Raw genomic sequence first — 13,261 nt, forward strand, 5'->3', positions numbered from 1 at the left:
CCAAGCATGAATCGTTTTTATATCGAAACTGAATTAAACACTGGCAATACCATTGAATTAACTGAATCGGTATTTCACCATTGGGTCCGTGTACTGCGTGCAAAAGAGCAAGAACAAGCCATCTTTTTCAATGGAAAAGGTGGTGAATATGTTGTTAGCCTGACAGAAATCAACAAGAAAAATGCCTTTGTTTCAGTAGACCAGTTTAATCCAGCAGATCGTACCGCACCATTCAGTGTGGTATTGGGTCAGGTGATGAGTAAAGGTGATCGCATGGATTATGCGATTCAGAAAGCAACTGAATTGGGAGTGACAAGTATTCAACTGCTCACCAGTGAACGTTGCGAAATGCGTTTAAAGTACGATCGTGATCAGAAAAAAATAGAGCATTGGCAATCTGTGGCAATCGCCGCTTGTGAGCAATGTGGCATGAACCGTGTTCCTCAAGTTTTAGCCCCGATTGCTTTGGCTGACTGGCTCAGCACTGACTTACCGGCATCACGTTTTGTACTTGCACCCAATAAAGACCAAGCCAATGTATTGCTCAACAGTAGCCCTGAGCTCGCTTTATTAATTGGCCCAGAAGGTGGTTTGAGTGAAGCTGAGATTCACTTGGCTAATCAACATCAATTTAAAAACTGGTGCATTGGCGATCGGGTATTAAGAACCGAAACCGCTCCTGTGGTTGCCTTGTCGATTTTAAATCATCACTTCTCATTGAGCTAAGTACTTGGCATTGCTTTCTGCAATGTTTAGCGCTAATTTAAAATAAGCTCCATATGTTTACAAAAAGACAAAGACTGTGAATATAGATAAAAAATTAAAAGGATTATTCTTTGTATGTTAGGGGTTCAGGACAAAAAATTGCCACAGTTTATCTATACGGACCAAATTGATTATCCAAATCATGTGCGCTTATTTGTGTTAAGCGTATTTTGCATTTGTCTGTTAGATTATGCTCTATTTGGGATTTTTTACTCTTTTGAATCTAACATTTTCACGACTTGGATGAGCATTACCCTCATCCTTTTATTTAGCTTTACCTGTATCTGTCATTTTTTACTCAAACGCTACTCTTCAGTTCGTTATAGCAACCAGACCAACATCATTTTTCAAGTGATCTGTTTTTTTACTGGTTTACTGATTGGTGTCAATACGATTGTCATTAATCACTACTTGGCTGTCGATATTCCTCATTTGATTGGGTCACATATTTTGACCCTAACTGCGTTACTACTCACTGCATCTCATATCATTGCACTGACCTTTTTAACCCAACATATTCGCTATTTCTTCTTATTTTTTATTCCAAGTATTGCACCTTTAATCGCATCTCAGCTTTTACATCGAGATCATGATCACACCTTGTTCTATCTGGCGTATTATTCCTCCTTTTTTGCCACCGTACTTTGTGCTCAAGTCACCTATAAAATTCATAAACGCTTGGCCTTGGTACTGGATAAAAATAAACAGTTGATTGACGTGGCTGAGCAGCACAATCAATGGACTGAAGAGCTGTGCCAACAATTACAGCGTGAGGTGAATAAGTCCAAAGATATTGAAGCGCAACTACAATTCAATAATCACCTGTTAGAACAAAAGGTTCGTGAACGTACATTTGATCTGACACAAATGAATGAAAGCCTAGAAGAGCATCGTCAAAATTTAAGCTTTGCCCATGAAACTGCTGGCATTCGTCCTTGGGACTGGAACTTAGAAAATCATACCGTTGGTGTGACCAATGCACATAGTCAGGCCGTTACCCGTCATTCTGAAAACCATTACACCCTGCTGCATAAAATCATTCATCCAGATGATATCGAGCGGGTGAAAAACACCTTATATAATCATTTATGTGGTCAAACCAAGCGCTATGAAGAAACCTTCAGGATCAAGCGTCCGAATGGCGAATGGACTTGGATTCACGATGTTGGACAGGTGATTTTAAGAGATCCAGAAGATGATACGCCTTTGCGAATGGTGGGTATTCACCGCGATATTAATCAAGAAAAGAAAGATCAGGAACGCTTAAAACTTGCTGCCAGCGTCTTTGAGCAAGCCTCAGAAGGTATTTTCATTTTAGATGAACACTTTAACTATGTTGAAGTCAATCCTAAATACGAACAGCTGACAGGAATGGATAAACAGGCCATCATCGATAAACAGTTATTTGAAATTACCAAGCAAAATAAGCAGCATCATCATAATTTTCATTTATCAATTCTTGATACACTGCGTGAAGAACAAGAATATGAAGGTGAGTTTCAAGAAACCTATATTTCTGAAAAATCTTGTTTTTTGTGGATTCATATCAATGCAGTGAAAGATGAACAAGAGCGTGTCATCAACTATATCGGTATTGTTTCAGATCAGACTGAACGTAAGCATCAAGAGCAACGCTTATCCTATCTGACCAATTACGATACGCTCACCGATCTACCGAACCGTTTTTATTACCAACAGCAGTTGCATCAGTATTTGGTCAATGAAGCATCGATTCAGCATCTGGCTGTCATCCGTTTAAATATCGACCGCTTCCGTGCCTTGAATGAGATCATTAGCAATCAAGCTGGTAACGAACTCCTTAAACAGGTAGCACAACGCTTACGCATCAGTAATATTGATGCGCTACTGGTCGCTCATTTAAGTGCAGATGATTTTGCGATTATTTATGAAATTTCGCCCTTACATCCACCACTTCATCAACTCTGTAACAACATCGTTGAAGCCTTTAGCAAACCTTTTTATCTTGCTGATCAAGAGTACTTTGTTAGCATTTCAATCGGGGTCGCGATTTATCCAGAACATGGCCGTCAAGTCGATAATTTAAATACCCATGCAGAACAGGCATTGACCGAAGCCAAGCGCTTAGGTGGCAATACCATTCGCTACTACTCCAATGAAAGAGCCAATTTTGTCGCCAAATATACAGATCTAGAACTTGACCTGAGAAAAGCCATTCAGAATAACGAGTTGGTGGTGTATTACCAGCCTAAGATCAATGCGCATAACCATCAAATTAATGGCTTTGAAGCATTGATCCGTTGGAAGCATCCAACCAAGGGCCTGATCATGCCAAGCATTTTCATTCCTTTGGCGGAAAGCACCAGTTTGATTTCGGATATTGGACAATTTGTTTTGCATGAAGCAGCCAAACAACTGCAAACCTGGCAACAACTTGGTTTTAGCAATATCAATATTGCAGTCAATATTGTGGCACAGCAAATTTTACGTGGTCAGTTGCTGCATGATATTGATGCGGTATTAAATAGCTATGCGATTTCTGGCAAAAATCTTGAATTGGAAATTACTGAATCTGCCTTTATTGAGAACACTGACAGCGTCAAAACGGTATTGCATGCCATCAAAGAACGTCAAATTTCAATTGCGCTGGATGACTTCGGCACAGGCTATTCATCACTCGCCTACCTCACCGAATATCCAATTGACATTTTGAAAATTGATCGTGCTTTTATCTCGAAAATTGGCAATGCCAAACAAGATGCGATCGTTAATGCCATGATCGCCATGGGCAAGACCATTGGCCTAAAAGTTGTGGCTGAAGGCGTTGAAACCGAACAGCAATATGAGTATTTAAAACGACAAAATTGCGACATATTACAGGGTTACTTATTTTCACAACCGCTTACTGCCGCCCATGCGACAGAATATCTGCAAAAACAAAAGCAGCAGTCAACTGCAAGATATTCCATTTAAACGTGAATTTTAACCTTTTTTGCTGTTTATTTTTCACGGAATAGCAACTGTCAATAGGTATGTAGTTCAGTGAAAATAAGCTTTTTTGACTGTGCGAAAGCATGAACTAGTGCTATATTCTTGTGCACTTATCTTAATATCGTAATTAGACAGCTAGATGTCTGATTATTATCGGAACAAACGAGACTCAGATGGACGATCAATCTTTAAAACAAGCCGCTTTGTATTACCATGAATTTCCAACCCCAGGAAAAATCAGTGTGACACCTAGCAAGCAGCTCGTTAACCAACGAGATTTAGCGCTTGCCTACTCACCTGGTGTTGCTGCGCCATGTTTGGAAATCGAACGTGACCCTTCTGCCGCTGCCAAATATACAGCACGTGGTAATCTGGTTGCCGTCGTGAGTAATGGTACAGCCGTGCTTGGTTTAGGAAATATTGGTCCGCTCGCGTCTAAACCTGTCATGGAAGGTAAAGGCGTTCTGTTCAAAAAGTTCGCTGGTGTTGATGTCTTTGATATCGAGATTGATGAAAATGATCCAGACAAGATCGTAGATATCGTTGCTGCATTGGAACCAACTTTTGGTGGTATCAACTTAGAAGATATCAAAGCACCAGAATGTTTCTACATCGAGAAGAAACTTCGCGAACGCATGAAAATTCCTGTATTCCATGATGACCAACATGGAACCAGTATTATTGTCGGTTCAGCATTGCTCAATGCTTTGCAACTGGTAAATAAAAAAATTGACGAAATTAAAATCGTTGCATCAGGCGCCGGTGCAGCAGCACTTTCGTGCCTAGACTTGCTTTGCGCTTTAGGCGTGAATAAAGCCAATATCGTGGTTGCCGACTCTCGCGGTCTGCTCACTACATCACGTGAAGGTTTAGATGAATCGAAAAAGCGTTATGTACAAGACATTCAAGCAACACAATTGCATGAAGTGATGGCTGGCGCAGATATGTTCCTCGGTCTTTCAGCAGCAGGTATCCTCACCAAAGAAATGGTGAAGGAAATGGCTGAAAATCCAATTATTTTTGCACTGGCAAACCCAGATCCTGAAATTCTACCTGAACATGCGCACGAAGTACGTCCAGATGCAATCATGGCAACGGGTCGTTCAGACTATCCAAACCAAGTGAACAACGCACTTTGCTTCCCTTATATCTTCCGTGGTGCATTGGATGTAGGTGCAACTACCATTAACGAAGAAATGAAGATTGCCTGTGTACATGCAATTGCACGCATGGCACACGTTGAAGCAGATGCTGCAACTTATGGTGAAAAATCTGCATCATTTGGTCGTGATTACTTGATCCCTCGCCCACTTGATCAACGCTTGATTTTAGAAATCGCTCCTGCTGTTGCGAAAGCGGCAATGGACTCTGGTGTTGCGACACGCCCAATCGAAGATTTCTCTGCATATCGTCAACGACTTTCTGAGTTTGTTTATAACTCAGCATTCTTGATGAAACCGATTTTCTCGCAAGCGAAAACAGATCCAAAACGTATTGCTTATGCTGAAGGTGAAGATCAGCGAGTATTACGTGCTGTGCAAATCGTGGTTGATGAAGGCTTAGCGAAACCAATTCTTGTTGGTCGTACTTCGGTTATTGAAGACAACATCAAAAAGTTGGGTTTACGCTTACAGCATGGCGTGAATATTGAAATCGTCGATCAGGAAAAGAATCCTCAATACGAAGATTTCTCTAAAGAATATCATCAAATCATGCAACGTAAGGGTGTAACGGTCGAATATGCGCAACGCGAAGCACGCCGTCGTTCTACTTTAATCGCAGCGATGTTGGTTAAATTTGGCAAAGCAGATGGTATGTTGTGTGGTACCTATTCAAGCTACGATATCCATTTAGATTTCGTGAAAAATGTCATTGGTCTTAAAGAAGGTCGCAGCACATTCTTTACTTTGAATGCGTTGATGCTTGAAGATCGCAATTTATTTATTGCAGACACCTATGTAAATACCAATCCAACAGCGGCTCAACTTGCTGAAATGACCATTTTGGCTGCAGAAGAAGTTCGTCGTTTCGGTATTACACCACGTGTTGCCCTGCTTTCTCATTCAAGCTTCGGTAGTGACCAAACAGATGCAAGTGCACAGAAAATGCGCGAAGTCTATCGCTTACTTTCAGAGCAAGCACCTGAGTTAGAAGTTGAAGGTGAAATGCATGGTGATGCTGCATTAGATGAAAATATTCGTCATTTTGCATTCCCAAATTCACGTTTCAAAGGTTCAGCAAACTTGTTGATTATGCCTAACCTAGATTCAGCGAACATTTCATTCAACTTGTTAAAAGCGACTTCAGGTAATAATGTGACCATTGGCCCTATTTTATTGGGTGCTGCAAAACCTGTTCATATTCTGACACCTACAGCAACGACTCGTCGTTTGGTGAATATGACCGCATTAACGGTTGCCGAAATTCAACAAAGTCAAAACTAAATTCACTTAAGCCCTGCTTTTCTTGAAAAGCTTCGCTTAACTCTTGAGAAAACCTCTATTCTGTAGCATGATTGTGTGAAGAATAGAGGTTTTTTCATGCAAGTTTATTTAGTAGGCGGTGCTGTCCGAGATCATTTACTTGGCCACCCCTATCACGAAAAAGATTATGTGGTGGTTGGAGCAACGCCCGAGCAATTACTCGCCGAAGGCTATCAACCTGTGGGAAAAGATTTCCCGGTATTTCTACATCCAACAACAAAAGAAGAATATGCACTTGCACGCACTGAACGTAAATCTGGCGTGGGTTATCATGGTTTCCAGTTTTTCACAGACACTACGGTTAAATTAGAAGAAGATCTGATTCGTCGTGATCTCACCATTAATGCCATGGCCATGGATGATGCAGGCACCGTATATGATCCTTATGGCGGTCAAAATGATTTAGAGCAGAGAATCCTGCGCCATGTGTCCGATGCATTTACCGAAGATCCATTACGTGTGCTTCGAGTGGCACGTTTTGCTGCCCGTTATGCAGCCTATGGCTTTAAAATTGCAGACGAAACGCTGCAGTTAATGCAGGATATTGCCCAATCTGGTGAATTAAATGCCTTAACACCAGAACGGGTCTGGAAAGAAACCTCACGTGCGTTGCTTGAAGATCATGCTGATGTCTATTTCCAAACCTTAAGAGATTGCAAGGCCTTAAAGATTCTATTTCCAGAAATCGATGCCCTTTTTGGTGTGCCACAACGCCCTGAATACCATCCTGAAATCGACTGTGGTATTCATACACTGATGGCACTTAAACAAGCCTGCTTAGCAGAATATGCAATTGATGTGCGTTTTGCGGTGCTTGTGCATGATCTTGGCAAGGCACTCACCCCTGTAGACGAACTGCCGCGCCATATCATGCATGAAGAACGTGGTATACAGCCAGTAACTGATATTTGTGATCGTTTAAAAGTACCGACGCATTTAAAAAATTTGGCGCTAATCGTCTGCAAAGAGCATTTAAAATGCCATCAGATCATGAACCTGAAACCAGGAACACTGTGGCGCTTATTGCAACGTTTAGATGTGCTACGTCGCCCTGAGAAAGTCATTGCATTTGTACAAGCCTGTGAATGTGATGCTAAAGGTCGCCTAGGTTTGGAACATCGCCCTTATCCACAAGCACAATATGTTTTAGATGCAATGGAAATCGTACGCAATATACGTGCACAAGATTTGCCTGAACATATCACAGGCCCAGAGATTGGTGAAATGCTGATTCAGTACCGAATTGATGCATTGGCGAAGTTTAAGGAAATACACAATAACTGATTAATTTTTAAGTAAATTAAATCTTTTTTGTACAAATTTCCTTATCTGAAGAGCAAAAAGATTATTAATCAAGCAAACGATTAATTTTATTTACTATTGTTGTTGACGCATTCGGTTTTCATGCCTAAAATGCGCATCAGATTCTCCAATAGCTCAGTCGGTAGAGCGACGGACTGTTAATCCGCAGGTCCCTGGTTCGAGCCCAGGTTGGAGAGCCAATCTACTATTCTCCCATAGCTCAGTCGGTAGAGCGACGGACTGTTAATCCGCAGGTCCCTGGTTCGAGCCCAGGTGGGAGAGCCAAGATTCTAAAAAGCCCTGATCATTGATCAGGGCTTTTTTTATTGTTGCCAAAACTGAACCTAATAAAAAAGACCTCTAAAATATAGAAGTCTTTTTATGAAAAATAATCTAAATTAAGCAGCAACTTTTGCTGGCACACCACTATGGAAACGGAAGGTATCATCTGGACTTAAAATCAGATTTTTTTCCACTTCACGAATATGCTCAATACGTAGCTGGATCGTCTCTTCTGGATCCTTAAGTTTCGCGGTTTGTGCAACATCTAAAGCTAAAGCCAGATAGTCCTCAAAATGACGAGATTCAGACTTAAGTAAGTAGCGGTAGTAACGTCCCAGCTCATCGTCCACAATCGGTGCCAACGCATAAAAACGCTCACACGAGCGTGCTTCGACAAATGCACCAATAATCATGACATCAATTAGAGCCTCAGGCTCATAAGTACGGATTTCTTTACGTAATCCACCTGCATAGCGCCCTGCACTCAAACCCTTCCACTCTTGGCCGCGTTTATTCATGAATTCCAAAACCTGCTCATAATGCAGCATTTCTTCACGCACCAATTGCGCCAATTTCACTTGCAGGTCCGTAAAGAAACTATAGCGGAACATCAAGTTCATTGCTGTACTCGCCGCTTTTTTCTCACAGTTAGCATGGTCTTGCATTAAGATGTCCAGATTATTAATGGCTTCATCCAACCATGCTTGAGGAGTCACACAACCTAAAAACTCGATGACAGGTTGCATCAACTCATCATAATTTACACTACTCATCAACTTATCTCGCAGCAGCCTGAATTGCTGCTTTCATATCTGTTACTGCTTGAGCCAAACCAACGAACACGCTATCGGAAATAATTGAATGCCCGATGTTTAATTCATGAATGTGCGGAATTGCTGCAATCACTGCAACATTATCCAAATTCAGACCATGCCCAGCATTCACGACCAAACCTTTTGCCGCTGCATATTCAGCACCTTTGATAATACGAGCTAATTCAGCTTGTTGCTGCTCATCTGTCTCGGCATCAGCATAAGCACCCGTATGGATTTCAATGGTCGGCGCACCACATGCCACAGCGGCATCAATCTGTGCCAAATCTGCATCGATAAATAAAGAAACATCACTGCCTATCGCTTTCAGTGCTTCAGTTGCAGCTTTGACCTTTTCAAAATGACCCACCACATCCAGACCACCTTCTGTAGTGACTTCTTGGCGACGTTCAGGGACAAAACACACGTGTTGAGGTTGAATCTCTTTAGCAAATGCAACCATTTCATCAGTCACCGCCAACTCAAGATTCATACGTGTTTTTAATAACGGGCGCATACGACGCACATCATCATCTTGTATATGGCGGCGATCTTCACGTAAATGCAATGTAATCCCTTCAGCACCCGCTTCTTCACAAATCAAAGCCGCCTGAACTGGGTCCGGGTAAGTTGTACCACGTGCCTGTCTTAATGTCGCAACATGATCAATATTTACACCTAAGATTACAGCCATAAAAATATCCTATCGGTTATCCTTCTTTTGCATCATCAAGAAGGTCAAGTTTGTGTATTTTGAATCCAAAGTTGACGGCTTTTCAGTGGCCGATCACCCAGTAACGAACTAATCATTTGACGGTATAGTTTACCCAATAATTGCAATTGTTCGGGAGAAAAATCCCGCCCATCTTCATAACATTGCATTGAGCCAATCAATGTGCCTGAGAGTGTAGAACGTGAGGCTTGTGCAACAGGTAAGAAACCATCATTCAGCTGAAAAAGATAATGCTGAGCAGCCTGTACCACTTGTTGATTTGCATCAACTGAAAAATCAATCGCATAGCCTAGTTCTTGCAATAAGGCATGCTCAAATTGTCGTAAAATCTGTCGCAAAAATAAAGCTGATTGCTCATGTGTAGCGAGTTGTTGTAATTGTAGTAATATCAATTGATATTGTTCAAAAGTTTGCGGCATCGCCTCTTCTAAAGGACATAAACGCAGCAAAATTTCATTTAAATAAAAACCAGCAAAAAAAGCATCCCCGTGAAAAAACACGGGTTGATTTAAAATTTCGAGTTTAGTGAAATTTTTAAGTTCTGATTTGCCTGTCGCTTGTAGACGAATTGGCTGATATTGAGGGGGTGGGATTTGTCTTAAAATCCCATCTACTCGACCATATTCTTGTGTATATAAATGCACAATATGGCTTTTTTCACGATATTTACGATGATGGATTAAATAGCCATGCAGGACTTCATTACGCATCATAAGATGTAATTAATCCTTCTTTTTCTCTTCCTTTTCTTCATCATCGCCATCAGGAATGACTGCACCAACCACAGCAGCCGTCCCTTTAACAACACCTTTGGTGGTCTTATAAGCAACTTTAACAGGTACAGTCACAAGCTTATGAATACAGCCCTGCAACATGAACACACATGTTACGATTGCGAGTACACGGATTGTTGTTTTCATACCTATTTCCATTGCCAGCAAGACAGTTAAATATCGCTATAACCCAAGCTTTTTAAGGCACGCTCATCATCCGACCAACCACCTTTGACTTTCACCCAAAGTGTCAGCATGATTTTCTGTTCAAACATTTTTTCCATGTCCGCACGTGCATCCATACCAATGCTTTTTAGTTTCGCACCCTTATCACCAATTACAATGGCTTTTTGACCTTGACGCTCGACAAAAATAGTCGCATCAATATAGGTACAAGGTGGCTTTAAACGACCTGTTTTTTCATTTACGGCCGCTTCTTCAGTTTTAAATGATTCAATCTGAACCGTTAAATCGTACGGAAGCTCTTCACCTAACTGACGCATAATTTTCTCACGAATGATTTCACTCGCAAGGAAACGTTCAGAACGATCGGTAATCTGATCTAATGAATACAGAGGTGGTTGATACGGCAAATATTTTTCAATGGTATCGCGCAAATGATCTAAGTTTGCACCACGCAATGCTGAAACTGGAACAATTTCAGCAAAATTCATTAGCTTGGCACGCTCTCGAATCAGAGGTAAAGCTTCGTTTTTATTTTCAAAGGTATCTAGCTTATTGATCACAAGGATCACAGGCATATCTGCATTTTTTAGTTTTTCCAAAACCAATTCATCATTTTGAGTCCACTTTTGCGCATCAACCACAAATAAAACCAAGTTCACATCACGCAATGCAGAGTGTGCAGCACGGTTCATCATCTTATTGATGGCACGTACTTCTTTTTTATGCATCCCAGGGGTATCGACAAAAACCGCCTGTGATTTCTCACGCGAATCAATCCCTACGATCTTATGACGTGTGGTTTGTGGCTTACGTGAGGTAATGGATAGCTTCTGACCCAAGATATGGTTCATCAAAGTTGACTTGCCTACGTTTGGGCGGCCAACAATGGCAACAAAACCGCTTTTGAAATCTGAAGGAATTGTACTTCCTTGAGAACTAAAAAATTGATCAACGACATTATTGCCATCTTGCTGTTCAGTTGCTTCTGGCTTATTTTCTTCTGAATGAGACATCAGGTTATTGCTCCAATAATTTTAAAATCTCTGCCGCTGCCGTTTGTTCGGCAAAACGACGACTTGAGCCCTCGCCTATAATTTTTGGCAATCCCGCTACATCACATTCCACTTTGAAATGTTGATTCGGGGCATCACCCTGAATATCTACAACCTCGTAAACTGGGAGAGGTTTTTTACGTGCTTGTAAATACTCTTGCAAACGTGATTTAGGGTCTTTCAGTTGATCTGTCGGTTCGATATGATCAAGATATGGTTCATACCATTTTAGCACAATGCGTTCGAGCAAGTTGAGATCATTACTGTCTAAATAAATAGCACCAATAATCGCTTCAACCGTATCCGCTAAAATTGATTCTCGATGATGCCCACCAGATTTTAACTCGCCTGTGCTTAAAATTAATGACCGACTTAGTTGCAAATCATTTGCGATTTTTCCTAACGCTTCCTGTCGAACCAAGGTCGCACGCATTCGCGTTAAACGACCTTCATTTTCCAGTGGATAAGCATTGTACAAATAATTTGCGACGATCATCCCTAATAATGAATCGCCTAGAAACTCTAGGCGTTCATAATTATGTTTATGGCTGACCGAGCGATGGGTCAAAGCCAGCTTTAACAAATCAAACTGTTTAAACTGGTGACCTATGCGCCCTTGCAGCCGTGTATCATTGAGCTTGTTTTGCAGATTTTTGGTCAAAAGTCTTCTCAAAGGTCATAACTAAACTGATATTCAGCATGAAAGGCTTACGGATTTCATACTTCTTCATCACCACAAGATCATCTTTATAAGTCACCTGCGCGATATCTTTAAAATGTAAATCGCGAATCCCGTTCATATCAAAACGTTGATCCATCTGAGAATTAAACTTACTCGGCGAAATATTCGGAGGACTATCTTTCAACAAGCCCTCAATCTGAGTATTAATTAGTTTGTCATCCCAGTATGCTGGCCAGATCGCAATTGCCGCTTTTACAGCAATTGCAAACAAAACCACCCCAAATAAAATTGCAATATACGAAGTCCCTTGCTGAGATTTACGCATCTGTCTATTTCCTATGTGTTTTTATTAGTCAATCTTACCATTTCGGTTGAAACTTGGAAGATTTAAACCAGGTTCTTTATGCATCCATACATAAAAAGCTCGCCCAGTTAAGTTCGCTTCAGGTACAAAGCCCCAAAAACGACTATCTGCACTTTGATCACGGTTATCACCCATCGCAAAGTACTGGCCTTCTGGTACAGTCACTTCCCAATTTTGGCCGTTGCTTTGGATAAATACATCATTTTCTTTGGCAACAAATGGGATCAATGCTTCAGCACCTCTCAATTGCGCAAACTGGAATTGCTCAACCAAAGGATTACGCCCTTCCAAATAACGAATTAAATGCTGATGCTCACCCAAGGTTTCTTTGAAGTAGAGTGCTGTCGGCGTATCTTGCTGGTCTTTCTCACGTGCGTATTGTGTTGCCACCTTCGCAATCTGCTTCCCATTGATAATCAATTGACCATCTTTAAATTGGATATGATCACCTGGGACACCCACCACACGTTTAATATAGCTAATGGTTGGTTGTGGCGGATAACGGAATACAATCACTTCACCGCGCTTTGGTTCACCGACATCAATGATTTTAGAATTTACGATCGGTAAACGCACGCCATAATCAAACTTATTTACCAGAATAAAATCACCGGTTTCTAAGGTCGGAACCATAGAATCGGATGGAATATTAAATGGCTCATACAAGAAAGAACGGAGCACCAGTACAACTGCCAACACAGGCCAGAAGTCATATGCCCATGTAATGACAAAATTCTCCTGATTACGTCCACGTGTTGCACGCTGTTTCAATACCAACTTATCTAGTAACCACACCAAAAAGAAAATCAGTGTTGCTGGTACCAGAATCAAGTTAAAATCAAAATCCACAAACCCTC

At 41.2% G+C, this 13,261-nt stretch carries 12 protein-coding genes and 2 tRNA genes; 6 read left to right on the plus strand and 8 right to left on the minus strand.

The window, feature by feature from the left end; all coding sequences use genetic code 11:
- Positions 1–6: 6 nt before the first annotated feature.
- The 6 genes from NDN13_RS07890 (at position 7) to NDN13_RS07915 (ending at position 7,805) form a co-directional block, all read left to right on the plus strand.
- Entirely contained in the window at positions 7–726 is a 720-nt protein-coding gene (locus tag NDN13_RS07890) for a 16S rRNA (uracil(1498)-N(3))-methyltransferase (RefSeq protein WP_251117839.1), read from the plus strand.
- A gap of 114 nt (positions 727–840) precedes the next feature.
- Positions 841–3,717 carry a bifunctional diguanylate cyclase/phosphodiesterase gene (locus tag NDN13_RS07895; protein WP_251117840.1) on the plus strand — a complete coding sequence of 959 codons (2,877 nt, stop codon included), beginning with the start codon at positions 841–843 and terminating at the stop codon, positions 3,715–3,717.
- Between the two features lie 191 nt (positions 3,718–3,908).
- Positions 3,909–6,179 (plus strand): NADP-dependent malic enzyme, encoded by a 2,271-nt coding sequence (locus NDN13_RS07900; RefSeq protein WP_251117841.1) that lies wholly within the window; start codon positions 3,909–3,911, stop codon positions 6,177–6,179.
- 96 nt (positions 6,180–6,275) lie between these two features.
- Positions 6,276–7,502, plus strand: coding sequence for a multifunctional CCA addition/repair protein (locus NDN13_RS07905; RefSeq protein ID WP_251117842.1), 1,227 nt, complete (start codon positions 6,276–6,278; stop codon positions 7,500–7,502).
- A 142-nt stretch (positions 7,503–7,644) separates the two neighbouring features.
- Positions 7,645–7,720, plus strand: a tRNA-Asn gene (locus NDN13_RS07910).
- 9 nt (positions 7,721–7,729) lie between these two features.
- Positions 7,730–7,805, plus strand: a tRNA-Asn gene (locus NDN13_RS07915).
- Positions 7,806–7,918: 113 nt separating this feature from the next.
- On the opposite strand, the gene NDN13_RS07920 is transcribed toward NDN13_RS07915, so the two are convergent.
- Genes NDN13_RS07920 through lepB form a run of 8 tightly spaced genes read right to left on the minus strand, consistent with a single transcriptional unit; the run spans position 7,919 to position 13,253 of the window.
- Entirely contained in the window at positions 7,919–8,575 is a 657-nt protein-coding gene (locus tag NDN13_RS07920) for a MiaE family protein (RefSeq protein WP_251117843.1), read from the minus strand.
- A 4-nt stretch (positions 8,576–8,579) separates the two neighbouring features.
- On the minus strand, positions 8,580–9,308 hold the full coding sequence (gene pdxJ, locus NDN13_RS07925; protein ID WP_251117844.1) for a pyridoxine 5'-phosphate synthase: 729 nt from the start codon (positions 9,306–9,308) through the stop codon (positions 8,580–8,582).
- Between the two features lie 44 nt (positions 9,309–9,352).
- Positions 9,353–10,060 carry a DNA repair protein RecO gene (recO, locus tag NDN13_RS07930; RefSeq protein ID WP_251117845.1) on the minus strand — a complete coding sequence of 236 codons (708 nt, stop codon included), beginning with the start codon at positions 10,058–10,060 and terminating at the stop codon, positions 9,353–9,355.
- 9 nt (positions 10,061–10,069) lie between these two features.
- Positions 10,070–10,267 carry an NF038104 family lipoprotein gene (locus NDN13_RS07935; protein ID WP_251117846.1) on the minus strand — a complete coding sequence of 66 codons (198 nt, stop codon included), beginning with the start codon at positions 10,265–10,267 and terminating at the stop codon, positions 10,070–10,072.
- Between the two features lie 26 nt (positions 10,268–10,293).
- Positions 10,294–11,319 carry a GTPase Era gene (gene era, locus NDN13_RS07940; protein WP_005189893.1) on the minus strand — a complete coding sequence of 342 codons (1,026 nt, stop codon included), beginning with the start codon at positions 11,317–11,319 and terminating at the stop codon, positions 10,294–10,296.
- Between the two features lie 4 nt (positions 11,320–11,323).
- Positions 11,324–12,019, minus strand: coding sequence for a ribonuclease III (gene rnc / locus NDN13_RS07945; RefSeq protein ID WP_251117847.1), 696 nt, complete (start codon positions 12,017–12,019; stop codon positions 11,324–11,326).
- Positions 11,988–12,365 (minus strand): DUF4845 domain-containing protein, encoded by a 378-nt coding sequence (locus NDN13_RS07950; protein ID WP_070074711.1) that lies wholly within the window; start codon positions 12,363–12,365, stop codon positions 11,988–11,990. The genes rnc and NDN13_RS07950 overlap by 32 nt, the downstream gene beginning before the upstream one ends.
- A gap of 24 nt (positions 12,366–12,389) precedes the next feature.
- Positions 12,390–13,253, minus strand: coding sequence for a signal peptidase I (gene lepB / locus NDN13_RS07955; RefSeq protein ID WP_251117848.1), 864 nt, complete (start codon positions 13,251–13,253; stop codon positions 12,390–12,392).
- Positions 13,254–13,261 lie beyond the last annotated feature (8 nt).

This window comes from Acinetobacter sp. C32I, from assembly GCF_023702715.1.
Classification (GTDB): Bacteria; Pseudomonadota; Gammaproteobacteria; order Pseudomonadales; family Moraxellaceae; genus Acinetobacter.

What these genes read in the sequence shown, in the direction of transcription:
- NDN13_RS07890 (WP_251117839.1), top strand. Translation starts at nt 7, where the DNA reads ATGAATCGTTTTTATATCGAAACTGAATTAAACACTGGCAATACCATT.
- NDN13_RS07895 (WP_251117840.1), top strand. Translation starts at nt 841, where the DNA reads ATGTTAGGGGTTCAGGACAAAAAATTGCCACAGTTTATCTATACGGAC.
- NDN13_RS07900 (WP_251117841.1), top strand. Translation starts at nt 3,909, where the DNA reads ATGGACGATCAATCTTTAAAACAAGCCGCTTTGTATTACCATGAATTT.
- NDN13_RS07905 (WP_251117842.1), top strand. Translation starts at nt 6,276, where the DNA reads ATGCAAGTTTATTTAGTAGGCGGTGCTGTCCGAGATCATTTACTTGGC.
- NDN13_RS07920 (WP_251117843.1), bottom strand. Translation starts at nt 8,575, where the DNA reads ATGAGTAGTGTAAATTATGATGAGTTGATGCAACCTGTCATCGAGTTT.
- pdxJ (WP_251117844.1), bottom strand. Translation starts at nt 9,308, where the DNA reads ATGGCTGTAATCTTAGGTGTAAATATTGATCATGTTGCGACATTAAGA.
- recO (WP_251117845.1), bottom strand. Translation starts at nt 10,060, where the DNA reads ATGATGCGTAATGAAGTCCTGCATGGCTATTTAATCCATCATCGTAAA.
- NDN13_RS07935 (WP_251117846.1), bottom strand. Translation starts at nt 10,267, where the DNA reads ATGAAAACAACAATCCGTGTACTCGCAATCGTAACATGTGTGTTCATG.
- era (WP_005189893.1), bottom strand. Translation starts at nt 11,319, where the DNA reads ATGTCTCATTCAGAAGAAAATAAGCCAGAAGCAACTGAACAGCAAGAT.
- NDN13_RS07950 (WP_070074711.1), bottom strand. Translation starts at nt 12,365, where the DNA reads ATGCGTAAATCTCAGCAAGGGACTTCGTATATTGCAATTTTATTTGGG.